The sequence below is a fragment of the Hydrophilobacter chitinilyticus genome, assembly GCF_049860745.1.
Classification (GTDB): Bacteria; Pseudomonadota; Gammaproteobacteria; order Burkholderiales; family Burkholderiaceae_C; genus Rhodoferax_B.
In genome coordinates, this window is record NZ_CP187561.1 from 407,588 (window position 1) to 433,111 (window position 25,524).

General features: G+C 61.3%; 26 protein-coding genes and 1 pseudogene. 17 read left to right on the forward strand and 10 right to left on the reverse strand.

What is annotated here, in order from left to right; genetic code table 11:
- The first annotated feature begins 47 nt into the window (after positions 1-47).
- Complete coding sequence (locus tag ACPWMG_RS01995; RefSeq protein ID WP_483302995.1) at positions 48-1,724, forward strand: long-chain-fatty-acid--CoA ligase; 1,677 nt, start codon at positions 48-50, stop codon at positions 1,722-1,724.
- A gap of 30 nt (positions 1,725-1,754) precedes the next feature.
- On the forward strand, positions 1,755-2,474 hold the full coding sequence (locus ACPWMG_RS02000) for a 5'-methylthioadenosine/adenosylhomocysteine nucleosidase (RefSeq protein WP_483302996.1): 720 nt from the start codon (positions 1,755-1,757) through the stop codon (positions 2,472-2,474).
- Between the two features lie 32 nt (positions 2,475-2,506).
- Here ACPWMG_RS02000 and ACPWMG_RS02005 read toward each other — a convergent pair whose 3' ends face one another.
- The 5 genes and pseudogenes from ACPWMG_RS02005 to ACPWMG_RS02025 form a co-directional block, all read right to left on the reverse strand.
- Positions 2,507-3,502 carry an aldo/keto reductase gene (locus ACPWMG_RS02005; protein ID WP_483302997.1) on the reverse strand — a complete coding sequence of 332 codons (996 nt, stop codon included), beginning with the start codon at positions 3,500-3,502 and terminating at the stop codon, positions 2,507-2,509.
- Between the two features lie 19 nt (positions 3,503-3,521).
- Positions 3,522-4,589 carry an alpha/beta hydrolase gene (locus ACPWMG_RS02010; RefSeq protein WP_483302998.1) on the reverse strand — a complete coding sequence of 356 codons (1,068 nt, stop codon included), beginning with the start codon at positions 4,587-4,589 and terminating at the stop codon, positions 3,522-3,524.
- Between the two features lie 34 nt (positions 4,590-4,623).
- Positions 4,624-6,048: pseudogene (locus tag ACPWMG_RS02015) on the reverse strand (MFS transporter).
- Between the two features lie 73 nt (positions 6,049-6,121).
- Positions 6,122-6,793, reverse strand: coding sequence for a DUF4405 domain-containing protein (locus ACPWMG_RS02020; protein ID WP_483302999.1), 672 nt, complete (start codon positions 6,791-6,793; stop codon positions 6,122-6,124).
- A 24-nt stretch (positions 6,794-6,817) separates the two neighbouring features.
- Positions 6,818-7,294: a cytochrome P460 family protein gene (locus ACPWMG_RS02025; RefSeq protein WP_483303000.1), complete on the reverse strand. Its 477-nt coding sequence runs from the start codon at positions 7,292-7,294 to the stop codon at positions 6,818-6,820.
- A gap of 76 nt (positions 7,295-7,370) precedes the next feature.
- On the opposite strand from ACPWMG_RS02025, the gene ACPWMG_RS02030 reads away from it, so the two are divergent.
- The gene (locus tag ACPWMG_RS02030; RefSeq protein ID WP_483303001.1) at positions 7,371-8,261 is read left to right on the forward strand and encodes a LysR family transcriptional regulator; all 891 of its coding nucleotides are present in this window, start codon (positions 7,371-7,373) and stop codon (positions 8,259-8,261) included.
- Between the two features lies 1 nt (position 8,262).
- Here ACPWMG_RS02030 and ACPWMG_RS02035 read toward each other — a convergent pair whose 3' ends face one another.
- Positions 8,263-9,012 carry an FCD domain-containing protein gene (locus tag ACPWMG_RS02035; protein ID WP_483303002.1) on the reverse strand — a complete coding sequence of 250 codons (750 nt, stop codon included), beginning with the start codon at positions 9,010-9,012 and terminating at the stop codon, positions 8,263-8,265.
- A 385-nt stretch (positions 9,013-9,397) separates the two neighbouring features.
- Between ACPWMG_RS02035 and ACPWMG_RS02040 the strand changes: the two genes are divergently transcribed.
- Genes ACPWMG_RS02040 through ACPWMG_RS02055 form a run of 4 tightly spaced genes read left to right on the forward strand, consistent with a single transcriptional unit; the run spans position 9,398 to position 13,100 of the window.
- Complete coding sequence (locus tag ACPWMG_RS02040) at positions 9,398-10,384, forward strand: Bug family tripartite tricarboxylate transporter substrate binding protein (RefSeq protein ID WP_483303003.1); 987 nt, start codon at positions 9,398-9,400, stop codon at positions 10,382-10,384.
- A gap of 57 nt (positions 10,385-10,441) precedes the next feature.
- Positions 10,442-11,431 (forward strand): NAD-dependent epimerase/dehydratase family protein, encoded by a 990-nt coding sequence (locus tag ACPWMG_RS02045; protein WP_483303004.1) that lies wholly within the window; start codon positions 10,442-10,444, stop codon positions 11,429-11,431.
- 21 nt (positions 11,432-11,452) lie between these two features.
- Positions 11,453-12,202, forward strand: a complete 750-nt coding sequence (locus ACPWMG_RS02050; RefSeq protein WP_483303005.1) for an SDR family NAD(P)-dependent oxidoreductase — start codon at positions 11,453-11,455, stop codon at positions 12,200-12,202.
- A gap of 1 nt (position 12,203) precedes the next feature.
- Positions 12,204-13,100: an alpha/beta hydrolase gene (locus tag ACPWMG_RS02055; RefSeq protein WP_483303006.1), complete on the forward strand. Its 897-nt coding sequence runs from the start codon at positions 12,204-12,206 to the stop codon at positions 13,098-13,100.
- A gap of 4 nt (positions 13,101-13,104) precedes the next feature.
- Here the strand turns inward: ACPWMG_RS02055 and corA are convergent, their stop codons facing one another.
- Complete coding sequence (gene corA / locus ACPWMG_RS02060; protein ID WP_483303007.1) at positions 13,105-14,091, reverse strand: magnesium/cobalt transporter CorA; 987 nt, start codon at positions 14,089-14,091, stop codon at positions 13,105-13,107.
- Positions 14,092-14,436: 345 nt separating this feature from the next.
- On the opposite strand from corA, the gene hpf reads away from it, so the two are divergent.
- The 3 genes from hpf to hprK all read left to right on the forward strand — a co-directional run bounded on the left by hpf (position 14,437) and on the right by hprK (position 16,322).
- Complete coding sequence (gene hpf, locus ACPWMG_RS02065; RefSeq protein ID WP_483303008.1) at positions 14,437-14,766, forward strand: ribosome hibernation-promoting factor, HPF/YfiA family; 330 nt, start codon at positions 14,437-14,439, stop codon at positions 14,764-14,766.
- Between the two features lie 105 nt (positions 14,767-14,871).
- Positions 14,872-15,339, forward strand: coding sequence for a PTS sugar transporter subunit IIA (locus ACPWMG_RS02070; RefSeq protein ID WP_483303009.1), 468 nt, complete (start codon positions 14,872-14,874; stop codon positions 15,337-15,339).
- 38 nt (positions 15,340-15,377) lie between these two features.
- Complete coding sequence (gene hprK, locus ACPWMG_RS02075) at positions 15,378-16,322, forward strand: HPr(Ser) kinase/phosphatase (RefSeq protein ID WP_422833301.1); 945 nt, start codon at positions 15,378-15,380, stop codon at positions 16,320-16,322.
- 92 nt (positions 16,323-16,414) lie between these two features.
- On the opposite strand, the gene fur is transcribed toward hprK, so the two are convergent.
- Positions 16,415-16,837, reverse strand: a complete 423-nt coding sequence (fur, locus tag ACPWMG_RS02080; protein WP_483303010.1) for a ferric iron uptake transcriptional regulator — start codon at positions 16,835-16,837, stop codon at positions 16,415-16,417.
- A 185-nt stretch (positions 16,838-17,022) separates the two neighbouring features.
- Between fur and ACPWMG_RS02085 the strand changes: the two genes are divergently transcribed.
- From ACPWMG_RS02085 to ACPWMG_RS02110, 6 genes are all read left to right on the forward strand, one after another.
- On the forward strand, positions 17,023-17,514 hold the full coding sequence (locus ACPWMG_RS02085; protein WP_483303011.1) for an outer membrane protein assembly factor BamE: 492 nt from the start codon (positions 17,023-17,025) through the stop codon (positions 17,512-17,514).
- Positions 17,515-17,533: 19 nt separating this feature from the next.
- Positions 17,534-18,376 (forward strand): 4-hydroxy-tetrahydrodipicolinate reductase, encoded by an 843-nt coding sequence (dapB, locus tag ACPWMG_RS02090; protein ID WP_483303012.1) that lies wholly within the window; start codon positions 17,534-17,536, stop codon positions 18,374-18,376.
- Between the two features lie 24 nt (positions 18,377-18,400).
- Positions 18,401-19,051 carry a MotA/TolQ/ExbB proton channel family protein gene (locus ACPWMG_RS02095; RefSeq protein ID WP_483303013.1) on the forward strand — a complete coding sequence of 217 codons (651 nt, stop codon included), beginning with the start codon at positions 18,401-18,403 and terminating at the stop codon, positions 19,049-19,051.
- Positions 19,052-19,064: 13 nt separating this feature from the next.
- The gene (locus ACPWMG_RS02100; RefSeq protein WP_483303014.1) at positions 19,065-19,493 is read left to right on the forward strand and encodes an ExbD/TolR family protein; all 429 of its coding nucleotides are present in this window, start codon (positions 19,065-19,067) and stop codon (positions 19,491-19,493) included.
- 141 nt (positions 19,494-19,634) lie between these two features.
- Complete coding sequence (leuS, locus tag ACPWMG_RS02105; RefSeq protein WP_483303015.1) at positions 19,635-22,313, forward strand: leucine--tRNA ligase; 2,679 nt, start codon at positions 19,635-19,637, stop codon at positions 22,311-22,313.
- 29 nt (positions 22,314-22,342) lie between these two features.
- Positions 22,343-22,837: an LPS-assembly lipoprotein LptE gene (locus tag ACPWMG_RS02110; protein WP_483303016.1), complete on the forward strand. Its 495-nt coding sequence runs from the start codon at positions 22,343-22,345 to the stop codon at positions 22,835-22,837.
- A 71-nt stretch (positions 22,838-22,908) separates the two neighbouring features.
- Here the strand turns inward: ACPWMG_RS02110 and rocF are convergent, their stop codons facing one another.
- Together rocF and ACPWMG_RS02120 are read right to left on the reverse strand one after the other, a co-directional pair.
- A complete protein-coding gene (gene rocF, locus ACPWMG_RS02115; protein ID WP_483303017.1) occupies positions 22,909-23,847 on the reverse strand; it encodes an arginase in 939 nt (312 codons plus the stop codon).
- On the reverse strand, positions 23,844-24,956 hold the full coding sequence (locus ACPWMG_RS02120; RefSeq protein ID WP_483303018.1) for an ornithine cyclodeaminase: 1,113 nt from the start codon (positions 24,954-24,956) through the stop codon (positions 23,844-23,846). Before ACPWMG_RS02120 ends, rocF begins: the two co-directional genes overlap by 4 nt.
- A gap of 132 nt (positions 24,957-25,088) precedes the next feature.
- Between ACPWMG_RS02120 and ACPWMG_RS02125 the strand changes: the two genes are divergently transcribed.
- Positions 25,089-25,511 (forward strand): Lrp/AsnC family transcriptional regulator, encoded by a 423-nt coding sequence (locus ACPWMG_RS02125; RefSeq protein WP_483303019.1) that lies wholly within the window; start codon positions 25,089-25,091, stop codon positions 25,509-25,511.
- Positions 25,512-25,524 lie beyond the last annotated feature (13 nt).

Here is a 25,524-nt window from a genome sequence, read left to right on the forward strand (position 1 = left end):
CGTGCGCGACAATCGCCGCACAAAATTTTACGTTTGGAGACCGTTTCATGACCGACCCGATCTGGCTCAAGAGCTACCCAGCCAGCGTGCCTGCGCAAATTGACGTCAACATCTACAGCTCGCTGGTCGAGCTGATGGAAGTGTCATTCAAGAAGTTTGCCGACGCCACGGCCTATAGCTTCATGGGCACGGACGTGACCTACGCGCAGACCGATGTGCTGAGCCGCCAGTTAGCCGCGTATTTTCAGAGCCTGGGTTTGGTCAAGGGCGACCGCGTGGCCATCATGATGCCGAACGTGCCGCAGTACCCGGTGGCGGTGGCGGCCATCTTGCGTGCGGGTTTGGTGGTGGTGAACGTGAACCCGCTGTACACGCCGCGCGAGCTGGAGCACCAGTTGGTGGACAGCGGCGCCAAGGCCATCATCATCGTAGAGAACTTTGCGGCCACGCTGGAACACTGCCTGCAGTCCACCCCGGTCAAACACGTGGTGATGTGCGCCATGGGCGACCAGCTCGGCTTCTTGAAGGGCGCCATCGTCAACTACGTGGTGCGCAACGTGAAGAAGATGGTGCCCGCGTACCACCTGCCGCAAGCCGTGCGTTTCAATGACGCTGTGGCCAAGGGCGCCAAAGCCACTTTCAAACCGGTGCAGGTGGGGTCTGAAGACATTGCGGTGCTGCAGTACACCGGCGGCACCACGGGTGTTTCCAAGGGTGCCATTCTGTTGCATCGCAACGTGGTGGCCAATGCGCTGCAGTCGCAGGCGTGGAACCAGCCGGTGATGGACAAGGTGCCAGAAGGCGTGCAACCCACGGCCGTGTGCGCCTTGCCGCTGTACCACATCTTCGCCTTCACCGTGGGCATGATGCTGACGCTGCGCATCGGCGGCAAGCTGATCTTGATTCCGAATCCGCGCGACATTGCGGGCATGCTCAAAGAGTTGTCCAAGCACAAGATCCACAGCCTGCCGGCCGTGAACACGCTGTTCAACGGCATGGCCAACCACCCCGACTTCAACACCGTGGATTGGAGCCACTTGAAGGTGTCGGTGGGCGGCGGCATGGCCGTGCAGTCGGCCGTGGCCAAGCTCTGGCTGGAGAAAACCGGTTGCCCGATTTGCGAAGGTTACGGCCTGAGCGAAACCTCGCCATCGGCCAGTTGCAACCCAACCAACAGCACCGAATACACCGGCACCATTGGCCTGCCGTTGCCGAACACCTTCTTCCGCTTGCTGGACGACGACGGCCATGACGTCGCCCCCGGTGCCGCTGGCGAAATCGCCATCAAAGGCCCGCAGGTGATGGCCGGCTACTGGCAACGCCCGGATGAGACCGCCAAGGTGATGACGCCCGACGGCTACTTCAAAACCGGCGACATTGGCACCGTGGACGCGCGCGGTTTCTACAAGATTGTCGACCGCAAGAAGGACATGATTCTGGTCAGCGGCTTCAACGTCTACCCGAACGAAATCGAAGACGTGGTGTCGCAATGCGAAGGCGTGCTGGAGTGCGCTTGTATTGGCGTCAACGATGAAAAATCCGGCGAGGTGGTGAAGCTGGTCATCGTGAAGAAGAACCCCGCGCTGACCGAAGAACAGGTGAAGGCCTTCTGCAAGGCCAACCTCACGGGCTACAAGCAGCCGAAGATCATCGAGTTCCGCACCGAGTTGCCCAAGACGCCCGTGGGCAAAATCTTGCGCCGCATGCTGCGCGACAAAGCCTAATCAAGGCCTGATCTCGCCGCATTAAGTTCCATGAAGCCGATTGCCATCCTGAGCGCGCTGGCCGACGAGCAAGCGGGCCTGGCCGAACTGTTGACCTCGCCCCAAGTGGTACGCCACGCCGGGCGTGATTTTCAAACCGGCACGCTGCACGGCCACCCTGTGGTGCTGGCGTTGTCGCGCATCGGCAAGGTGGCGGCGGCCACCACAGCCACGGCACTGATCGAGCGCTTTGGTGTGCGCGCCGTGGTGTTCACCGGCGTCGCCGGTGGCTTGGCGCAGGGCTTGGCTGTGGGCGACCTGGTGGTGGCATCCAGCTTTGTGCAGCACGACATGGATGCCTCGCCGCTGTTCCCGCGTTTTGAGGTGCCGCTGTATGGGCAATCGCTTTTTCCAACCGACGCTGTCTTGCGTGAGCACTTGCTCGTGGCCGCAGAAGCCATGAGCCAAGCGGGCAAGGCGCAAGTGCATGTGGGCTTGGTGGCCAGTGGCGACCGATTCGTGTCTTCTGCTGCGGAGGTGGCCACGCTGCGCGGGCTGCTGCCCGAGGCGCTGGCGGTAGAAATGGAAGGCGCGGCCGTGGCCCAGGTGTGCCACGACTACGGCGTGCCGTTTGCGGCGGTACGCACCATCTCCGACCGCGCGGACGACGAGGCGCATGTCGACTTCATGCAGTTTGTGCGCACCGTCGCCGGGCCTTACGCGCAAGCCTTGTTGCTGCATTTTTTGCAGCGCCTTCCGCAAACGCCATAAGCGCTAGAGGCCGATTTGGCTTGAGGGCTGCTTCAGCCCCCTGTCATTTTCAAAACGGCTTCAGGCAAACGCGCGCCTTGCAGCTTGAGCTGTGCAGACGCAACGTCAATCTCACGCAGATCATCTGCCGTGAGTTCCACCGTTGCCGCGCCCAGGTTCTCTTCCAGCCGGTGCAGTTTGGTGGTGCCGGGAATGGGCACGATCCACGGCTTTTGCGCCAGCAGCCAGGCCAGCGCGATCTGCGCGGGCGTGGCGCCCTTGCGCTCTGCCACCTTGCGCAGAAGATCGACCAGCGCGACGTTGGCCTTTAACGCCTCCGGGGCAAGACGCGGTACGAGCGAACGGAAATCCGTGCTGTCAAAGCGTGTGTGTTCGTCCATCTTGCCGGTGAGGAACCCCGCACCCAGCGGGCTGAACGGAACGAAGCCAATGCCGAGTTCTTCGAGTGTGGGCAGCATGTCGACTTCCGGCCCACGGTAGAACAACGAGTATTCGCTTTGCACCGCCACCACGGGCTGCACCGCATGCGCGCGGCGCACGGTGGCCGCACTCGGCTCGGACAAACCGAAGTGCTTCACCTTGCCCTGCGCGATCAAGTCCTTCACCGCACCGGCCACGTCTTCAATCGGCACGGCGGGGTCTACGCGGTGTTGGTAAAGCAGGTCGATGGCCTCGACCTTCAAACGCTTGAGCGAGGCCTCGGTGGCGGTGCGGATGTGCTCCGGGCGGCTATTCAAACCAGCGCCGCGTTGCCCTGTGGCGGGGTCTATGTCGAAGCCGAATTTTGTGGCGATGACGATGCGCCCCTTGAAGGGCGCGAGCGCAGCGCCCACCAGGGTTTCGTTGGTGAAAGGGCCATACGCTTCGGCGGTGTCAAAGAAGGTGACGCCGCGATCCACTGCCGCGTGGATCAAAGACGTCATCTCTTGAATGTCGCCCGGTGGGCCGTAAGCGGTGCTCATGCCCATGCAGCCCAGGCCGATGGCCGAGACTTCAAGTTGGCTGTTGCCGAGTTTGCGTGTTTGCATTTCTTTGTCCTTGTTCAGTTCAACGTGCGTCCAGATTTTTGGTGTGGAGATAGCCCGACATCAGGTCGGCAATCTGCACATTGTTCAAATCCGAAAACGGGAAGTGAGTGTTGCCTTTGATACCGATGGAGGGCAAGTGCACCAGCGTCACATCGCCACCCCGGCGGTTCACCGCGTCACGCCACAGTTTGGCCATTTCCAGCCGAATGCGCCACGAGTCACGGTTCGGGCTGTCCGTGGGCTGGTCGGGAATGTTGTCGCCGTAGTAGATGACGATCGGGATCTTGGTGAGCTTCATGAAGTCGGCCAGCGGCACGCCCACCGGTTCAAGCGAACCACCGGAACTGGTCAAGGTGGCGGGCAGTTCTTCTTGCGGAAACACAAAGCCGCTGCCGGGCTCGTAGGCCACCACCGCGCGCACGTTGGGCGACTTCATGGCCGTGACCCAACCCGGGCCGCCGGCTTGCGAGTGCGTGACCAAAATGCCGGGGCCGATCTTCGTGAACAGTGCGGCGGTGGCGTTGGACGTGACCTCCACATCGAAGGCGCCGGTGTTCGGCGTCATCTGGCGGAAGTACTGCTCCATGGCCTCCGGCGCACGTGGGAACTGCACCCCGGCAAAGAACTCGGGCCACACGCCGATACGAAACTGGTTGAACCATTGCTGCTCGTCCGGGGCGGCCGAGATCGTCAAGGGAACGGTGCTGCGGCCTGCTTTGCCGCGACGTGGTTGGTCGATGAGGTAGACCGAAAAGTCACGCCGCAGAAAGATGTTTTGGTAACCCTCACGGCCGTCAGGCGTGCTCTCCCAGGTCTTAGCCGATTGGCCCGCGCCGTGCCACATCACCAGCGGCAGCTTGCGTGGCTTCTCAGGCACTTGATAGAACACATAGGCGTGGTCGCCGTGCAGCGTTTCGCCTTCAGCGCCGGGCTTGGCTGGGTTGTAGTTGCCCGGTGCCGTGACCACCGTGCCGCCCACGGCGAAGCTGCCTTGTTCTTGCACCACCAAAGGCGCAGCCATGGCGCCCAGCGGCAGGCTAAGGGCCATGAGCCAGTGGGCCACTTGGGGGGCGAGGAATTTCTTCATGACGGTCACTCTGTAGAGGTGTTAAGGGGGGGGCTCACGCTTGCGTGACGGGGGATGGCTTGCGGCCGGGGCGCGCAATGAACAGCAGCACCAGCGCGAGTGACAGCAACAACATCAACGTGCTGGCGTTGAAGGTGTTGGCGATGCGGTGCGCCAAGTGCTCTGTGGCGTCTGAGGTTTGCGATGTCGTAAACGCGGCCACCACCACCAGCACGCTTAAACCCAACGAGCCTCCCAACTGATGGGCCACGTTCACCAGCCCAGACGCCGCGCCGGTGTCTTCCTTTTGAACCCCGGCCACCGCAGCCACCGTGAGTGGGCCGAGCACTGCGCCTTGGCCCACGCCAATCAACACCATCGGCAATGCCACGCTGGTGAGGTACGCCGAATGCGCGGTGACTTGCGCCAGCCAGGCCATGCCCACGGCGGCGGTGCCCAAGCCGATGGCCAGCAAGCGTGTGTTGCCCCACTTGCGGGTGAGCACGGGCACCATCATGGCCACCACAAAGTTGGGAATGGTGGTGGGCAGAAATGCCACGCCCGCTTGCAATGGCCGAAAGCCCAACACCGCTTGCAGGTACTGCGTGGTGAAGAACTAGAAACCCACCATGCCACCCAGAAACAGCATGCGTGCCGCGTAGGCGCCATTGCGTTCGCGGTTGGCGAACAGGCGCAGCGGCAGAATGGGTTGCGCAGTGCGCGCTTCATGGAACATGAAGAACGCGATGAGCAGCACGCCCACGATGAACGACAACTCAGTCAGTCCATCGCCCCAGCCCATTTCCGCAGAGCGCACGATGCCGTAAACCAGTGCGGTCATACCCACGGTAGAGGTGATGGCGCCCACCACATCCAACTGGCCCGCACGGCGCGGCGTTTCCGCCAGGTAGCGCTGCGCGCCCCACACCCACGCCAACCCTATGGGCAGGTTGATGAAAAAGCCTACGCGCCAAGAGACCAGGTCGGCCACCAGGCCGCCCATCACCAAGCCCAAGCTGGCGCCCACACCCGCCGCCGCAGAGTAGTAGGCCAGGGCACGGGTACGGGCAGGCCCCTCGGCAAAGTGGGTGGAGAGCAAGGCCAAGGTAGAAGGCGCCAAGATGGCCGCGCCCACACCTTGCACGGCCCGCGCACCCAGCAGCCAGGCGGGCGACTGCGCCACGCCGATGGCAAAGGATGCGGCGGTGAACAGCATCAGGCCCGTCACAAACATACGCCGCCGCCCCAGGATGTCGCCGGCCCGCGCCCCCAGCAGCAACAGGCCACCAAAAGCCAGCGTGTAGGCGTTTTGCACCCACGACAGGCTGGCCGAAGAAAACTGCAACTCAGCCTGGATTTTGGGAAGACCGGTGAGCACGATGGAGATGTCGACCACCAGCATGAGGTAGCTGGTGATGATGATCGCGAGCACGGCGCTGAGGTTGGGGGTGGGGTGGGTATTGGGTTGTCTAGAGTCCATGGCAGGAAGTCTAGGGATGCAAGCATTGAATGACTAGACTGCTTAATCGGGATGTGGTTAGAAGCATTGCTAATTAATAACGTGCCCGTTTCCAGCGCAAAAAATAGTGCGTGGCGGCGGTGTAGAGCCCCACGATCGACAGCCAGCGCAAAAAGAAACCAAGCGTCGATTGCGCAAAGTCCCACCACTCCAAACTCATTTGCAGCGTGAGTTTCGTTCCCACTTCCATCACAAAAGAACTCTGCAACCCGACAGCCGCAATGCTTGCGGCAGCCACACGAAGGCTCCACGTGCGGGCTTTGCTGTCAGCCTGAAATTGCAGTGCGTGGCGCACCGCGTGCATGACACGTTGCCAGCGAAAGCCAAGGTGCACCGACACCAACACCACACCCCAGTACGCGGCGAAGATGTGGATTTGGCGCGCGGTGAAACCACCGTCCAACCGTAGAAAACCAAAGACGGTTTGAGAAATCGCCAAGCTGCTGACCAGCAACGCCAACATGGTGGCGAGCAGCGACAAGGTCAGCACCCGGTCGAGCCGAGAACCCGGCGCGCGACGTGGTTGGGCGACGTTGCCCCACCAGCGGCTGTGCAGCAGGTTGTGCGCGATCAGCAAGCCAAAGAGGCCGGTGCCACTCCATTCGTGCGCAGTGTTTTCCAGCCAGTAGTAGGCCAGCGCCAGCAGATACAAGGCACCCGCGCACAAGGCCAAAAGCAGCCGCCATAGGAGCGTGTGGTTGACCATGCCGGTGTTTTTTGAATCCGGCCTTTAAGGCGAGCGCTTGAGGTCGTTGAACGTGTAGAGAAACTGGCTGTCTGCGCGCCCTTGGTGGCACGATTGGCAGCGTGCGGAGTTTTCGCTCAAGTTAAGCGTTTTGTCTGGTTTGAAGGCTTGGAACTGCCAGTCGCCGGTGCGCCGTGACGCGGCAAAGTCGGTGCCCCAGCCGTCGCCCTTTTCCATCACAAAGTAGCGAAAGACTTTGTTGTCGCGGTAGTCCACCAGCACCACGTGTGTGCCGTTGGGGATGGCCTGGCCCAACTTCACGGCGTCCAGCGCTTCTTGCGTGGTGAGCATGTGTTCGGTCACGTCGCCACGCTTCACCGTGGTGTAGTGCACCAGGCTGTCGAGTGCCTTGGGGAAGGTGACGCGGTTGGCCTCAGCGCTGACTTGCCCGCTTTCGAGTGACATGGCGCAGAAGGTGAGCGCACAGACGGCAACGCGGCAGAGGAGGGGTTTTGCAGACATGGCAACGAGTCTAGACAGCGCTGAATTGAATGAATAGACTGCAAAATCAACATAGGCTTAGAAGGCAGGCTAATCAATGACGCGTTTTGACGACCTGGCAGCGTTTGCCGCCGTGGTGCGGGTTGGCAGCTTCACGCGGGCTGCGGCGCAGTTGGGTGTTTCGCAGTCGGCGTTAAGCCAAACCGTGCGCGCGCTGGAGCAGCGGCTTGACTTGAAGCTGCTGAACCGCACCACGCGCAGCGTGTCGCCGACCGAAGCGGGCGAGCGGCTCTACCAAACCGTGGGCCCACGCTTTGCCGACATTGAAGCCGAGCTCAACGTGCTGAACGAAATGCGCGGCAAGCCGGCTGGCACCGTGCGCATCACCGCGAGCGAGCACGCGGTGAAGTCCATCCTCTGGCCCAAGCTGGAGCCGTGGTTGCTGCAGTACCCGGACATTAAGCTGGAGATCAGCGCCGACAACCGTTTCACCGACATCGTGGCCGAGCGTTTTGACCTGGGCGTGCGGTTAGGTGGCGATGTGGCCAAGGACATGATTGCCGTGCGCATCGCACCCGATATGCACTTCGCGGTGGTGGGCGCGCCCGCCTACGTGGCGCGCCATGCGCCGCCGCGCAAGCCACAAGACCTGGCCGACCACGATTGCATTGGCAGACGCCTACCCACGCACAGCGGGTTGATGAATTGGGAGTTCAAGAAGCGCGGCAAAGCCGTCAACATGGGCGTCACCGGGCGCCTGGCTTTCAACAACGGCGAACTTATTTTGTCGGCGGCCTTGGCCGGGCACGGGCTGGCATGGCTGCCCGGCGACCTGGTGCGCGAACACGTTGCTGCTGGCCGCCTGGTCACGGTGCTGGATGACTGGGCGGTGACGCTTCCGGGCTACCACCTGTATTACGCCACCCGGCGTGCGTCGCCAGCTTTGGCGCTGGTGGTGGAGGCCTTGCGCTACAACGCTACCGCGTGAACTAACGCGCCGAACGAGCGGTCGCGCGCAGCGGTTCTGCTGGTGCTGCCAGCTCGGTCTTCCACAAACTGGCCACCGCACTCGCCGTGGTTTCCAGGTGCTCTTGCATCAGCTTGGCGGCGCGTGGTGCGTCGCGGTCGAGCAGGGCCTGCATCAGGTCGCGGTGCTCGTTGTCGACATTGCGCACCATTTGCGCCAGCGGCACCGAATGGAACAAGCGTACGCGCAGGTAGCGCTGTGAATGTTCGGCCAGTTGCGCTTGCATGCGCAGCAGCCAGGCCGAGCCGCAGCCCGCCACCAATGACTGGTGAAACGCGCGGTGGCGTTCTTCCCATTCCACCGTGGCGGCAGAGTCGTGCACATCGGTGGGAATGGGTGTGCGCGACAAACGGTGGAAAGCGGCCATCATGCCGGCCTCCCATTCGGCGTCGCCTTTTTCAATGGCTTCAGCCAGGATGGCTGACTCTAGCCGCACACGTGCGCGGGTCAAATCTTCCAGCTCGGCCAGCGAGATGGACGCCACGGCAAAACCGCGCTGCCCTTCGGCCACGACCAAGCCTTCGCTGATCAGCCGCAGCAAAGCCTCGCGCAAGGGGCTGATGCCCAAGTCGTAGCGGGTCTGCAGCTCGGCAATGCGCAGCCGTGTGTCGGGCGCCAGGCGCACGGCCAGGATGTCATCGCGCAGCAGGCGCAGGGCGCGGTCGGCCAGGGTTTTGTCGGCGCCGATGCTGTCGGTGGATGGAAGTGCCATCAGCAAATTGTCTCCGTATTTGGGTGGGCTCGGCTTGGCCGGGATCAAAGCCCGGCATTGTTGTTGCGTAGCCTGCAAAGGCTGCTAAAGCAGCCGTCCAACCCTGGTTTGTTTCACTGGTTGGATTCTATAGATTTCTTTAAAATTTATATTGACGATGATTTTTTATATTCATAAGATTGTCATCGTAGCGTGTGCCGCAGCAGTGTGGGGCGCTATGGAGCCACTCCCCAAACGAGGTTTTGCGCATGATTCGCGGCACTTCGACTCGGTGGGGCGCCAGTCTTTGATTTCCCTTGATTTGCGTTTTCCCCTGATTCCTTTTTACCGTTTCGTTTCCTTGTTTCACGCGTTCCCCACGCTCCACTCTCTCGAAGGATTGACCATGAAATTCACGCGTCGCCTCGCGCTGGCCGCAGCCGCATCCGCCGCACTGGCCCTGTCAGCCGGGCCAGCCAGCGCCCAAGCGCCTTACCCGAACAAGCCGATCACCATCGTGGTGGCCTACCCCGCGGGCGGCGACACCGATGTGCTCGGCCGCATCATGGCCGAGAAGCTCCAGGCCCGCCTGGGTCAACCCGTGATCGTGGAAAACCGCACCGGCGCCGCCGGCACCATCGGCACTTCGTATGTCGCCAAGGCCGCGCCTGACGGCTACACGCTGCTGCTGGCGCCCAACACGGTGTCCATCGCCACGCTGGTGTTGAAGCCCGGCGCCGGCGCCATGTACGACCCGGTGAACGACCTCACGCCCATCATTGAACTCGGCACGCAGTCGCTGTTTGTAGTGGCCACCACGGCCTCGGGTGTTTCGAACGTGAAAGACCTGGTGGGTAGCGTCAAGGCCGGGAAGATCCAGACCTACGCCAGCCCCGGCAACGGCTCGCCCATGCACATCCTGGGCGAAATGTTTGGCAAGTCGGCCGGTGTGAAGATCACCCAAGTGCCGTACCGTGGCAGCGTGCCCGCTGTGGCCGACATGGTGGGCGGCCACGTGCCCATGATGTACACCACGCTGGGCCCCGTGGCGCAACACATTACCTCCGGCAAATTGGTGGTGCTGGGTGTGGCCGATCCACAGCGTTCGCCTTTCCAGCCCAACGTGCCCACGCTCACCGAGCAAGGTTTTAAAGATGCCGACGTCGGCGCCTGGCAAGCGCTGATGGGCCCCAAGGGCATGCCGCCAGAACTGGTGAAGCTGCTCAACATGCATGCCAACGAAATCTTGAAGATGCCTGACGTGCAAGCCCGCCTGGTCAATCTGGCTGTGGTGCCCGTGGGCGGCGAGCCCGGCAAGCTGGCCAAGCTGGTGGCTGATGACCATGTGCGTTACGGCAAGGTGATCAAAGAGTTCGGCATTCAAGCCGACTGATGGGGTGACTTGGCGCGGGTTCTTGAAAGTCCGCACCTTCCCAAAGGAGTGCCTCGCGTGCCCATCCTGATCACCGGCGCCGGCGTCATCGGCTGCCACACTGCGCAACTGCTCGCCGAGCGTGGCGATGATGTTTTTCTGATGGACTTACGCCCCGCGCGCGAGGCCATTGCCAGCATCGTGTCTCACCCACGCGTGCGTGTGGTGGAGGGCGATGTGGCCGACGTGATGGCACTGGAGCGCCTGATCACGCAGTGCGGTGTGCGGCGCATTGTGCACACGGCGGCACTGCTGTCGACGGCCATCCGCGAGAACCCGTTGAAGGGCATCAAGGTCAACGTGATGGGCGCCGCCAACGTGTTGGAGCTGGCGCGCAAGCACAGCCTACACCGCGTGGTGATGGCCAGTTCCACCACCGTGGCTTACCCCACATTTGGTGCCTTTGAAGGCGATGCGTTTCCTGAAGACTTCACCCTTCAGTCCATCAGCCACCGGCCTGGCTCCATCTACGCGGCCACCAAGGTGATGGGCGAGCATCTGGGGCTGCTGTACCGCGATTTGTACGGCGTGAGCACGGTGTCGCTGCGCTACGCTGCGGTCATCAGTGCTTGGCCTGGCCCTGGCACCTCGGTGCCTGGTCGGGTGTTGTCGTCACTTGCTTCGCCTGCGGCACGCGGCCAAGTTTCGGTGATCGACGACCCGTATGTGGTGTGGCGCGGCGGCGAGGAATTCATTGACGCCCGTGACTGTGCGCGGGCCAATGTGGCGGCACTGTTGGCACCCGATCCAGCCCAAGGTGTCTACACCATTGGCCTGGGCCAACTGTGCAGCTTTGACGATTTTGTCGACGCCGTGCGCCAGCTCTACCCTGCGTTGCAGGTGGAAGTGCGCACGCCGCCCACTGGCGGTTTTGCCGGCTTTCCGCACGTGCGCACTGCCGCATCAGACATCAGTGCTGCTGCCCGCGAGCTGGCTTGGCAGCCGCACTACACGCTGGCGCAGTCGGTGGCGCACTTCACGCCGTTTTGCGTTCCTGCGAACGTTTGAATATTTGTTTGAAATTTTGATATGACCCTTGCTTCAACTTCTTCGACCCGACCGGTCGCTTTTGTCACCGGCGCCGCCCAAGGCATTGGCCTGGCCACGGCCGCACGTTTGGCGCGTGATGGCTTCAGCGTGGTGGCCATGGACCGTTCGGCCGCGCAACTGCAATCGGCTGTTGCCAAGCTTGTAGAGCAGGGCCTGGACGTGAGCGCCGCAGTGGCCGACATCTGCAACCGCGAAGCCGTGGCGGCCGTGTTGGATGCCGCGCCGCGTGTCGATGCGATGGTGTGCGCCGCTGGCATTTACAACGACGCCAAGCTGCTGGAACTGACCGAAGACGCGTTTCGCCAAATGCTGGAAGTCAACGTCATCGGCACCTTCATTCCGGCGCAAGAAGCGGCGCGCCGCATGAAGGCTGGGGGGCGCATCGTCACGATCTCGTCGCGTGGCGCGCTGGGCGGCACACGCTTCGCGCACTACGTGGCGTCGAAGGCAGCGGTGATCGGTTTGACGCGTGCCATGGCGATGGAATTGCGTGATGCGCAAATCGCCGTCAACTCGGTGGCGCCCGGTTTTACCGACACCCCGATGACACGCTCGGCCCCGGCGGAAATGTTCAGCGCCTGGGAAAAAATCGAGCCTTCTGGCAAAGCCGCCAGCCCCGATGAAATCGCCAACGCTATCGCGTTTTTGGCCGCACCGTCCACCAGCTTCATCACCGGGCAAACCTTGTTTGTCGATGGTGGCAAATCACTCGGAGGCTTGGGCATCTGACATGACCTTATCCAATCTCAATCCCTCGGCGCAGATGGACATCGCGCGCGACGTGTTCGACCCCGACCACCAAATGCCCATGCCGTTTCCGGCCGCCTTGCATTACGCCCAAACGGTGATGCACTGGGCACAAGACCCGATCACACAGACCGACCTGGTGGCGGTAGACCAACCCTATGGCGAACATCGCCTGCAGCGCTTCAACGTGTTTGCCCCCAAGCATGCGAAGAACGCGCCGGTGCTGGTGTTCTGGCACGGCGGTGGCTGGACCAATGGCTACCGCGAATACGCCAACTTCATGGCGCGCCACGTCACGGCGCTGGGCTTTGTGTTGGTCGCGCCTTCGTACCGGTTGGCGCCCAGTCTCATCGCCGATGGGCTGGAAGACAGTCTGACCATGCTGCGACACGTGGCTGAACATGTGGGCCAGTGGGGCGGCGACGCGCGGCGTTTGTATGTGTCGGGCCACTCTGCGGGTGGGCACTTGTCGACGTTGACGGCGTTGCGCAGCCAAGACCGTTTGGACGGTGTGGGGCGTGTGCGCGGTGCGTTGCCCATCAGCGGCATCATGGACATTCACCACCCGGCCCCTGCGGTTGGCAGCTTGGAAGAGCGCGTCTACACCATGCTGCTGGCCGACGCGGCGCACGACGCCCTGTTCAGCCCCATGAGTTGGACGGCGGGTAACACCGTGCCGTTTGTATTGACCTACGGTGAGCACGACAGCGCGCGCGTGCAGTCATCGAACAAGCGCCTGGCTGCATTGCTGCAAGCGCAGGGGCGTCTGATTTCATTCCATATGGAGCAGGGGCTGGACCACTTTCAAACCCACACCATGCTGCGCGACCCGGCGCATCCTTGGTACCAGCGTCTGGTGTCACTGGCCGAGAAGGACTAAGCGGTTACTTCAGCCAGCCACGCTTGCGGAAGTACAACATGGGCACCACCGCGCTGGCGATCATCAACACCAGCACGTAGGGGTAGCCCAGCGTCCAGTCCAGTTCGGGCATGTACTTGAAGTTCATGCCGTAGATGCTGGCGATCAGCGTGGGTGGCAGCAAGGCGACGCTGGCCACCGAGAAGATCTTGATGATCTTGTTCTGGTTGATGTTGATGAAACCGACGGTGGCGTCCATCAAGAAGTTGATCTTGTCGAACAAGAAGGCGGTGTGCGAATCGAGCGAATCGATGTCACGCAGAATCTGCCGCGCTTCTTCAAACTGCTCGGCGTTGAGCATCTTGCTGCGCATCATGAAGCTCAAGGCGCGGCGCGTGTCCATCATGTTGCGGCGGATGCGGCCGTTCAAATCTTCGTGGCGCGCAATCGAGCTCAGCACTTCGCTGGCCAACTCATCAGTCACGTTGCCGGCGAGCACGCGGCCGCTGACTTTTTCCAGGTCGACGTAGATGTCTTCGAGCGTGTCGGCCGAGTACTCGGCGTCGGCGTCCAGCAGCTTGAGCAACACGTCCTTGGCGTCTTCAATCAGCCCCGGTGCGCGGCGCGCGCGCATGCGGATCAGGCGAAGCACCGGCACGTCTTCGTCGTGAATGGAGAACAGCACGCCACGGCTTTTCATCGAGGCGTTGTGCTGGTTCAAGATGAAGGCCACGCGCACCGTGTGGGGCGCCATTTCATCGGCCACCAAAAAGTCGCTGCGGATGTGCAGGTCGCCGTTGTCTTCTTCGTAGAAGCGGGCGGACTCTTCAATGTCTTCGTCCATCGCGTCTTCGGGAATGGACAGGCCATAGTGCTGCTTGATCCAGCGTTTTTCTTCAGGCGAGGGTGACTCCAGGTCAACCCAGATCGGCTGGAATTTGGTCAGCTCTTCCAGGGACTCGATCTCTTCTTGAAAGAGGCGTCCATTGGCGAGCGAAAAGATATTGAGCATGGCTCATTCCCTGGTTTTTTATGGCGAGAGGGGGATTGGTTTGGCTTTCAATCCCCGAAACAACGCAGGGGAATGAAAGCTACCGACTAGGGGTAATTTCCACGGTTTTGCTCAATGAAATGCGATTAATTTGCGAATTATCGCACCGGTCTTGTAGAACTCTTGTGCTACCAAACGGCGCACAGATTCACTTGGTGAAATGAATTGACCGTTCAAGCATTTGGCTCGCGCACCGGCCATCGGACGGGTTGCAGCTTGTTGCAACCGGTAAGTAAAACAGGCTTGATTTCCGTAACTTCGACGCGCATAGTGAATTGCCCAAACATGGAATTTAGGAGGTGTTTCATGAACTTGACGATCAGCGGCCATCATTTGGAAGTGACCCCTGCTTTACGCAGTTATGTGACGACCAAGCTCGATCGGATCACGCGGCATTTCGACCAAGTTGTAGATGTCAAAGTGCTGCTCTGTATTGAAAGACAGAAGGAGAAGCAAGGTCGGCAACGCGCCGAATGCAATATTCACGTGAAGGGCAACGACATGTTTGCCGAAAGTGCTCACGCTGATCTTTATGCCGCTGTAGACGAATTAGTCGATAAGTTGGATCGCCAAGTTGTGCGCCACAAGAGTAAGGTGCAGAATCACCATCATGAAGCGCCAAAACGTTTGATGTAGACCTTTGACTGCACGTTGTGCGTCGTTTTCCTGTCAAAGCCGCCAGTTACCCTGGCGGCTTTTTTGTGCTAACGGCGTGGGAGGTGCATAATCGCCCCCCTGACTATGAATCGCCTCGCGTCCATCCTGCCTTCCGCTCAAGTTCTCGTGAGCGTTGATGCCACCAGCAAAAAGCGTGCTTTTGAAGAAGCGGGCCTGCTGTTTGAGAACATCCACGGCCTCAGCCGTGCCCTCATCACCGACAGCCTGTTTGCGCGCGAGCGCCTGGGCTCCACCGGTTTGGGTCATGGTGTGGCGATTCCGCACGGTCGTATCAAGGGGCTCAAGGCGCCGATGGCGGCCGTGGTGCAACTGGCCCAACCCATCGGTTTTGATGCCCCAGACGAACAGCCGGTGAGCCTGCTGATTTTTCTGCTGGTGCCCGAGGCGGCCACGCAAAAGCATCTGGAAATCTTGTCTGAAATCGCCGAGCTGCTCAGCGATGCGCCGTTGCGCGAAAAAATCAAGACCGCCACCGATGCCGAAGCCTTGCACACGCTGATTTCCACTTGGCAGTCGGCCCAACCGGCTTAATGACAGCCTAACCATTTAGAGCGGGTGCGGCAGATTTAGTGAAACCTACCGTTGTCAGTGCAGACGTCCTGTTTGAGGGCTTTCGGGGCCTGTTGAACTGGGAATGGGTTGCCGGTCTTGGCGCTTCCGAGCGCCGTTTCGACGAAGTCGCCATCAAGGCAGCCACTTCCGGCGCCGACTTGGTGGGCTACCTGAATTACATCCACCCCTATCGCGTGCAAATCATGGGCACGCGCGAGGTTGCATACCTCAGCAATGCCACGCCTGAAGATTGTGCACGGCGCATTTCCCGTATCGTCACGCTCGAGCCGCCGGTGCTGATTTTGGCGGACGGCCAAACCGCGCCAGATGCCTTGCTCTCGATGTGCGAGCGTGCGCAGATCCCGATGTTTGCCACGGAAGAGTCGGCGGCGTTTGTGATCGACGTGTTGCGCGCCTATCTGGCCAAACACTTTGCCGACCGCACTTCCATGCACGGCGTGTTCATGGACATTCTGGGCCTGGGGGTGATGATCACCGGCGAGTCTGGTTTGGGCAAAAGCGAGCTGGGCCTGGAGTTGATTTCGCGCGGCAACGGCTTGGTGGCCGATGATGCAGTTGACCTGTTCCGCATCAACCAAACCACGGTGGAAGGGCGCTGCCCCGAGCTGCTGCAAAACCTGTTGGAAGTGCGCGGTATTGGTCTGCTGGATATTCGCGGCATCTTTGGTGAAACGGCGGTGCGTCGCAAGATGCGCCTGAAGCTCATCGTGCACCTGGTGCGCAAGGAAACCATGGAGCGCGAGTACGAGCGTTTGCCGTATGAGCCGTTAACGCAAGACGTGCTTGGTGTTCCCGTGCGTAAAGTCATCATCCAGGTGGTGGCCGGCCGCAACATCGCCGTGCTGGTAGAAGCGGCGGTACGCAATACCATTCTCCAGCTGCGCGGGATCGACACCTACCAAGAGTTTGTCGAGCGCCATCGCAAGGCGATGGGCGAGTAAAGTTTGAGTAGAGCGCCTCGAACGCTCTTAAAAACAAAAAGGCCCTTACCTTAAGTAAGGGCCTTTTGTGTTTCAGTTAGCAGAGGCTGCGGTCAGGCAGCTTTCTTGGCGCACTTGGCGCACAAGCCATACAGCGACATGGCGTGGTCGTGCACGATCCAGCCCTTGTCTTTGGCCACGATTTGCTGGCGCTTCTCGATTTCGGGGTCGAAAAACTCTTCCACCGCGCCGCACGAGGTGCAAACGAAGTGGTCGTGGTGGTGACCTTCGTTGAGCTCATAAACCGCCTTGCCAGACTCAAAATGGCTGCGCGACAAGATGCCGGCTTGCTCAAATTGGGTTAACACACGGTAAACGGTGGCCAAGCCAATGTCCGAGCGCTCGACCAGCAAGACGCGAAAAACGTCTTCTGCCGTCATGTGGCGCAGTTCGCCTTTTTGAAAAACTTCCAGGATCTTCAGACGTGGAAGGGTGGCCTTGAGGCCGGTGCTTTTGAGTTCGTCGATGTTGGCCATGCCGGTTCTTTCGTTCGCAATGGTGTCTAAGACACAGAGCGGGGCACAAGGGTGTGCCAAGGGTCGTGCCGCTACAATGGTCGATCATATCGCTACCCGTCATGCCCATGTTTGCTCCAATGCCACGCGGCTCAAAAGTTGCCCTGATTCTTGCGGCCTGCTCCGTTCTTGCCGCCTGTTCGGGCATGACCGATTCGACGCGGCGCTTTGCCAGTTCCATCGCGCCCTACAAGGTTGAAATTGTGCAGGGCAATTTCGTCTCCAAAGAGCAGGTTGAGGCGCTCAAGCTCGGCATGGTCAAGCAGCAAGTGCGTGACATCCTGGGTACGCCTTTGCTGCAGAGCGTGTTCCACACCGACCGCTGGGACTACGTGTTCACCTTGAAGCGCCAAGGCATTGAACCGCAAGCACGCCAATTGACGGTGTACTTCGCAAACGATCGCCTGGAGCGTATCGAAGGCGACCCAATGCCTAGCGAATCCGAGTTTGTCGGTTTGCTTGGCCAAGGCCGCAAGATGGGCAAGGTGCCTGAATTGCAAGCCAGCGAAGACAGTCTGAAGCCTTACGCCAAGGCCGCTGCAGCCGATGCTGCTGCCGAAGCCGCAAAGCCTGTGACGAACGACGACACCCCACGCGCCGCCACCAGCTACCCTCCACTTGAATCGCCTGCCCGTTGATACGCGGCAGGGCCAAGCCATGACCAATTCTTCTGCCGCGCCAGGCGCGACATCTGCATCCCCCTTCGCCATTGCGGTGGCGGGGGCTTCTGGCCGCATGGGCCATATGTTGATCGAAGCCATCACGGCGGCTGACGACTGCGTGCTCGCAGGCGCTCTCGACCGCGACGGCAGTACCTCCATCGGCACCGACGCCAGCGCCTTTCTGGGCCAACCATCGGGTGCCATCGTCACCGCTGACATTGCGGCCGGCCTCAAAAACGCGCAGGTGTTGATCGACTTCACCCGCCCTGAAGGCACGCTGGCGCATCTGCAGGTGTGCCGCCAGTTGGGCGTGAACGCGGTCATCGGCACCACCGGTTTCAGCGACGAGCAAAAAGCCGAAATCGCCGAGATCGCCAAAGACATCGCCATCATGATGGCGCCGAACATGAGCGTCGGTGTCAACGTCACGCTCAAGCTGTTGGAAATGGCCGCCAAGGCCATGGCCACGGGTTACGACATTGAAATTGTTGAAGCACACCACCGCCACAAGATCGACGCGCCTTCGGGCACGGCTTTGAAGATGGGCGAAGTGATTGCGGGCGCGCTGGGCCGTGATCTGAAGGACTGCGCCGTTTACGCACGCGAAGGCATTACCGGCGAGCGTGACCCTTCGAGCATCGGTTTTGCCACCATCCGCGGTGGCGACATCGTGGGCGACCACACCGTGCTGTTTGCTGGCACTGGCGAACGCATCGAGATCAGCCACAAGTCGTCGAGCCGCACCACCTACGCTCAAGGCAGCTTGCGCGCGGTGCGCTTCCTGGCGGGTCGCCGCCAGGGCCTGTTCGACATGTACGACGTGCTCGGCCTCAAATAAACAAAATCAGGCCAGAATCAACCCATGCCATTGTTTGAATACTTTGCCGAGGGTGATCTGGTCAGCCGCACCGTCGCCGTGTTGTTGCTGGTGATGTCGGTAGCCAGCTGGGTCGTCATCCTCTGGAAATCGTGGCTGCTGCAGCGCGCCAGTGGCGACGTAGAACGCAGCACCGCTGCATTCTGGCAAGCGCCCAACCTGGCCGATGGTGCCTTGCGCGTCTCGGCGCTAGACCGCGCCCGCATGGTGTTGCCCATGATCGAAGCCACGCAGCACATCACGCCCGCCGGCACCTTGGCTGGTGCCGGCGACCGCGCCCAACAACTTACCCGCGTGCTGCGCAACGCGCTGCACGAAGTGCTGCACAAGCTGCAGTTTGGTCAAGTGCTATTGGCCACGGTGGGTTCTACTGCGCCGTTTGTGGGGCTGTTGGGCACCGTCTGGGGTATTTACCACGCGCTGGTGGCCATCGCCCATCTGGGCCAAATCACCATCGACAAACTCGCCGGCCCCGTGGGCGAGGCGCTAATCATGACCGCTGCAGGCTTGGCCGTCGCCATTCCCGCCGTGCTGGCCTACAACGTGTTTGGCCGTTTGGTGGGCCGCATGGAGGCTGACCTCGAAGGTTTTGCGCGCGACTTGCGCGAGCTGCTGGCCGGGCACCCGGTCGCCTGACCAGACCCGCGCCATGGCATTTGGCCGCCTCGAACGCAGCAAGGGCACCGAGCCCATGAGCGACATCAACATGACGCCGCTGATCGACGTGATGCTGGTGCTGGTGGTGATCTTCATCCTGACAGCGCCGCTGCTGGCCAGTTCTATCCGCCTCGATTTGCCCAAGACCGACGCCGCCAAAGGCAGCTCGGGCGCTCCTTTCGTCACCCTGGTGCTGACGTCCGCCGGGCAGCTTTACCTGAACGACAAGCCCGTGGCAGCGGATGCGCTGGTGTCCCAACTGACGGAAACCGCCGCCAATGCCCCCGACACCGAAGTGCAATTGCGCGCCGACACCACCGTGCCCTACGGCCGGGTGGTGGAGGTGATGGGCCTGGCGCAAAAAGCCGGTCTGAACCGCATTGGTTTTGTGGCCGACGCCCCAACGCCACCCCAGCGCTGAATCTGGCTTTAGACGGGCCTTTGGGGCCTCGACAAGGTACTTGCACACGGCTTCTGCGCCTGTGACGCTCAAGCGCCTAAAATCCTCGCATTGCAGCGCAAAACTGCTCATTCATTGTTGTGCTTTCCCGGTTCCCCCTCCATGCAAGAAAAATACAGCCATCTCGAAGTTGAACCTGCTGCGCAGGCCCACTGGAACGCACGCGACGCCTACCGCGTGACGGAAGACGCGTCGAAGAAGAAGTTCTACGCCTGTTCCATGCTGCCGTACCCCAGCGGCAAGCTGCACATGGGCCACGTGCGCAACTACACCATCAACGACATGCTCACGCGCTACCTGCGCATGAACGGCTACAACGTGCTGATGCCCATGGGCTGGGACGCCTTTGGCCTGCCGGCCGAGAACGCCGCGTTGAAGAACGGCGTGCCGCCCGCGCAGTGGACTTACGACAACATCGCCTACATGAAGAAGCAGATGCAGGCGATGGGCTTGGCCATCGACTGGTCGCGCGAAGTCGCCACCTGCTCGCCCGAGTACTACAAGTGGAACCAGTGGCTGTTCCTGAAAATGCTGGACAAGGGCATTGCCTACCGCAAGACCCAGGTCGTCAACTGGGACCCGGTAGACCAAACCGTGCTGGCCAACGAACAAGTGATCGACGGCAAGGGCTGGCGCACGGGCGCCACGGTAGAGAAGCGTGAGATCCCCGGCTACTACCTGAAGATCACCGACTACGCTGAAGAATTGCTCGGCCAAACGCAAGAAAACCTGACCGGCTGGCCCGACAAGGTGCGCCTGATGCAGGAAAACTGGATCGGCAAGAGCGAAGGTGTGCGTTTCGCTTTCACCCACGACATCCATGACAGCACTGGCGCGCTGATTGGCGATGGCCGCATGTACGTGTTCACCACGCGTGCTGACACCATCATGGGCGTGACCTTCTGTGCCGTGGCGCCCGAGCACCCGCTGGCGCAACACGCTGCGGCAACGAACCCCAAGCTTGCCGCCTTCATTGAAGAGTGCAAGAAGGGCGGCACGACCGAAGCCGAATTGGCCGCGCGTGAAAAGGTGGGCATGCCCACCGGCCTGCAAGTGGTGCACCCGCTCAACGGCCACAAGATCGACGTGTGGGTGGGCAACTATGTGCTCATGGGTTATGGCGACGGCGCCGTGATGGGCGTGCCCGCACACGACGAACGCGACTTCACCTTCGCGTTGAAGTACGACCTGCCCATCGTGCAAGTGGTGCAAGTCGATGGCCTGCACTACAACTACCACGAGTGGCAGGACTGGTACGGCGACAAGCAGCGCGGCGTAACCATCAACTCTGACAGTTTCAGTGGGTTGTCGTTCAAAGACGCCGTCAACGCCGTGGCCCACGCACTGGAAACCAAGGGCCTGGGAGAGAAAAAGACCACCTGGCGCCTGCGTGATTGGGGCGTGAGCCGCCAACGCTACTGGGGCACCCCGATCCCGATCATCCACTGTGATGAACACGGCGCCGTACCCGTGCCCGAGAAAGACCTGCCGGTGGTTTTGCCCACCGACTGCGTGCCCGACGGCTCGGGCAACCCGCTGCACAAACACGAAGGCTTCCACGCCGGTGTGACCTGCCCGGTTTGTGGCAAAGCCGCCCGTCGCGAAACCGACACCATGGACACCTTCGTCGACAGCTCGTGGTACTTCATGCGCTACTGCGACCCGAAGAACGACGAGAAGATGGTCGCCGAAGGCGCCAACTACTGGATGCCAATGGACCAGTACATCGGTGGCATTGAACACGCCATCCTGCACTTGCTCTACGCCCGCTTCTGGACCAAGGTGATGCGCGACCTCGACCTGGTGAAGGTCGACGAGCCGTTCACCAAGCTGCTCACGCAAGGCATGGTGCTCAACGACATCTACTCGCGCAAGGGCGAGAAGGGCGGCATCGAATACTTCTGGCCAAGTGAAGTCGAAGACGTGACCGACGACACCGGCAAGGTTATCGGCGCCAAGCTCATCGCTGCCAAGGGTGACCTGCCTGCTGGCACCGCTATCACCTACGAAGGTGTCGGCACCATGAGCAAGAGCAAAAACAACGGTGTTGATCCGCAAGAGCTGATTGAAAAATACGGCGCCGATACGGCCCGCATCTACACCATGTTCACCGCGCCGCCCGAAGCCACGCTGGAGTGGAACGACGCGGCGGTGGAAGGTTCGTACCGCTTCTTGCGCCGTGTGTGGAACTTTGGCGTGAAGCTGGCTGCTACTGATTTCGCAGCTGCCACCGCAGCTACAGTGGGCGCAAAAGGCCTGAATGATGTGCAGTTTGGCAAAGACGCCAAAGGGCTGCGCCTGGAGATCCACACCGTGCTCAAACAGGTGGACTACGACTACCAGCGCATGCAATACAACACCGTGGTGTCGGGCGCGATGAAGATGCTCAACGCGCTGGAAGACTTCAAGGCGCTGGACACTCCCGGTGCGTTGATCGCCTTGGCCGAGTCGTTTGGCATTCTGTTGCGCTGCATTTACCCGGCTACGCCGCACGCTGCTCACGCGCTGTGGACGGAACTGGGCTACGCCGGCCAATTCGGTGATTTGCTGGACGCCCCATGGCCGAAGGTCGACCCCAAGGCGCTGGAACAAGACGAGGTGGAACTGATGCTGCAAGTCAACGGCAAGCTGCGCGGTGCCATTCTGGTGCCCGCTGGTGCCAGCAAGGATGCCATCGAGGCCGCGGCTCTGGCCAGCGACGCCTTCATCAAGGCGGCCAATGGCGCGGCGCCGAAAAAGGTCATCGTGGTGCCTGGGCGCCTGGTGAACGTGGTGGTCTGATGCGCAGCACTCCACTATCGCGTCGCCAAATGTTGCGGCCTCTGGCGGCAACGGTGGCCGCCGCCAGCTTGTCGGCCTGCGGCTTCAAGTTGCGCCAGGCGCCTGACTACGCTTTCAACACTATCTACATCCAGGCGGCCGAGTCGTCGTCGTTGGCGAACGAGCTGAAGCGCAACATCGCCTCCAGCGGCAAGGTCACCGTGCGCAACGACCCATTGGGCTTGACCCAGGCCGACGTGGTGCTGGTGGTGATCCTCGACCAGCGTGTGAAGTCGGTGGCCACCCGCAGTTCCGCTGGGCAGGTGCAGGAGTTCACGCTCACCTCGCGCTTCAAGTTCCGCCTGCGCACGCCTGCTGGAGAGGAGCTGATTCCAGACGCCGAGATCGTGCAACGGCGCGAAATCAGCTACTCAGAATCTGAAGCCCTGGGTAAAGATGCGGAAGAGGCTTTGCTCTACCGCAACATGCAAACCGACATCGTGCAGCAGGTGACACGCCGGTTGGCGGCGGTCAAAGAGATCTGATTCGACTGCGCAAACAACAAAGCTCGGCTGATGCAAATGCAGCCGGGCTTTGTTTTTAGGGCGAGCGGTTTTCAGCGTCCCGCGCGGTCACGCATCAAGGTGCTTTTGCCAAACAGCGATTCCACCAAATCCACCGCCAGCACGGCCGTGCGGTTGCGCACATCGAGCGCCGGGTTCAGTTCCACAATGTCGAGCGAGGCGAGTTTGCCGCTGTCGGCAATCATTTCCATGCACAACTGCGCTTCGCGGTAGGTGGGGCCGCCGGGCACGGTAGTGCCCACGCCGGGGGCGATGTCGGGGTCGAGAAAATCCACGTCGAAGCTCACATGCAGATGGGTTTCGTCGTCTAGCCCAGCCAGCGCCTGCAGCATGGTTTGGCGCATGCCTTGTTCGTCGATGAAGCGCATGTCGAACACTTCGAGCTTTTGCGCGTGCACGAGTCGCTTTTCACCTTCGTCCACACTGCGGATGCCAATTTGCCGAATCTGCTGCGGCAGCAGCGCGGGCGTGTGGCCGCCAATACGCGTCAACACATCAGGTCCCAAACCGCAGAGGCAGGCCACGGGCATGCCGTGTACGTTGCCGCTGGGCGTGAGTTCGCTGGTGTTGAAGTCGGCATGTGCGTCGAGCCACAACACGCGCAGTTTCTTGCCGTTTTCGCGGCAATGGCGTGCCACGGCCGCAATACTGCCCAGGCCCAGGCAGTGGTCGCCACCCAGCAGAATGGGCATCTGGCCTTGGCTCAGCACGCCGTAGACGGCATCGCACACCGCTTCGTTCCAGGTCACGACTTCTTCCAGATGGCGGTAGCCGTTCACTGGCGGCTGCCAAGGGTTGGGCGGGCCGCTGAGGTTGCCTTGGTCGATCACCGTCAGGCCGTGGCTTTGCAGGGCTTCTTTCAAACCAGCGACGCGTAAAGCCTCGGGGCCCATGGAGGCACCGCGTGCGCCGGCGCCCACGTCGGTGGGCGCGCCAATCAAGACAGCGGTGGGGAAGGGCGATTCGTTCATGGTGCGATGGATTCTGAAGGCATTGGGCGCGCTTGCCTAGCGGCAGTTAAAGCGGCCGTCACTGCAGACGCCGTAGCGTTGTGGTTCAGCAGGCCGAACAGGTCTTTCGGGTCGGCCATTTCGGGCACCAGGTCGATCGGCGTGGCGAGTTCGGGATGCTCTTGCAGCAACTGGTACAGCAGGTGCAGAGCCGAGAAATCTTCGAGCGCGAAGCCCACCGAGTCGAACACCGTGACCTGGTCTGGGCTGGTGCGGCCGGGCGCGGTGGCTTGCACCACGCGGGCGAACTCGGTCACGGCAAAGTCGGCTGGCAAGCGTTGGATTTCGCCTTCGATGCGGGTTTGCGGTTCAAACTCGACAAACACCTTGGCGTCGGCGCGTTGCAGGATGGAGGGGGCCAGCTCGGTCTTGCCAGGGCAGTCGCCGCCCACGGCGTTCAGGTGCATGCCGGGCGCAATCATCTCGGGCGTCAAGATGGTGGCGGCGCGCTTGTCGGCGGTGGCGGTGGTCACGATGTCGCTGCCGCGCACTGCTTCGGCCGTGGAGGCGCAGGGCACCACGTCCAGACCGGGCAGCGCCATGGCGGCCAGGTTGCGCTGCAGCTTGGCGGTGGCGGCGGGGTCTACGTCATACAGGCGCAGGCTGCGAATACCCAGCAGGTGGTAGAACGCCAGCGCCTGGAATTCGCTCTGCGCGCCATTGCCAATCAAGGCCATCACGCGTGCATTGGGGCGGGCCAAGTGCCGTGCGGCCAGCACCGACATCGCGGCAGTGCGCAGGGCGGTGGTCAGCGTCAATTCGGACAACAGCAGCGGGTAGCCGGTTTCCACTTCAGACAACACGCCAAACGCGGTGACGGTCAGCAAGCCATCCACCGTGTTTTTCGGGTGGCCGTTGACGTATTTGCAGCTATACAAACGCCCATCGCTGGTGGGCATGAGTTCAATCACGCCGTGCAGCGAGTGGATGGCGTGGCGTGGCGACTTGTCGAACTGGTCCCAGCGCTGGTAGTCGGCCTCGATGGTGTCGGCCAGCCGCGTCAAAAAGGCTGGCAGGCCAACGGTGGCGAGTAGTTTGCGTAATTGGTCGATGCCGATGTAGTTCACCATGGTGGGCTCTCCTGTTTGTGTTCTATCCAAGATTCTCCAAACTTGTTGCGCTAACGAATAGCCAGAAAACTGCTCATTATTTTTGGCTAATGATGCAAAATGCTTGGCCTGATAAAGCAATTTGTACAAAGCATGGATGACCTAGACCACCAACTCATCGGTCTGCTGCGCACCAACGCGCGCACGCCGGTGGCCAGCCTGGCCAAAACCTTGAAGGTGGCGCGCGGCACGGTGCAAAACCGGTTGGCGCGGTTGGAGGCCGAAGGCACCATCGCCGGCTACACGCTGCGCCTCAAACCCCAGGCTGAGCGCCAACGCATCCGCGCCTGGATGACGGTGGCGGTGGAGGGCAACCGCACCCAGCACGTGTTGCAGGCTTTGCGCGGCGACCCGGCAGTGGGTGCCATCCACACCACCAATGGCCGCTGGGACATTGCCGCCGAGCTGCGTGCCGACACGCTGGAAGGTTTTGACCAAGTGCTCACGCGCATCCGTCTGCTCGACGGGATTTCGCAAACCGAGACGAGCCTGCTGCTGTCGACCATCCAGCTTTAAGCGTGTCAGCGCC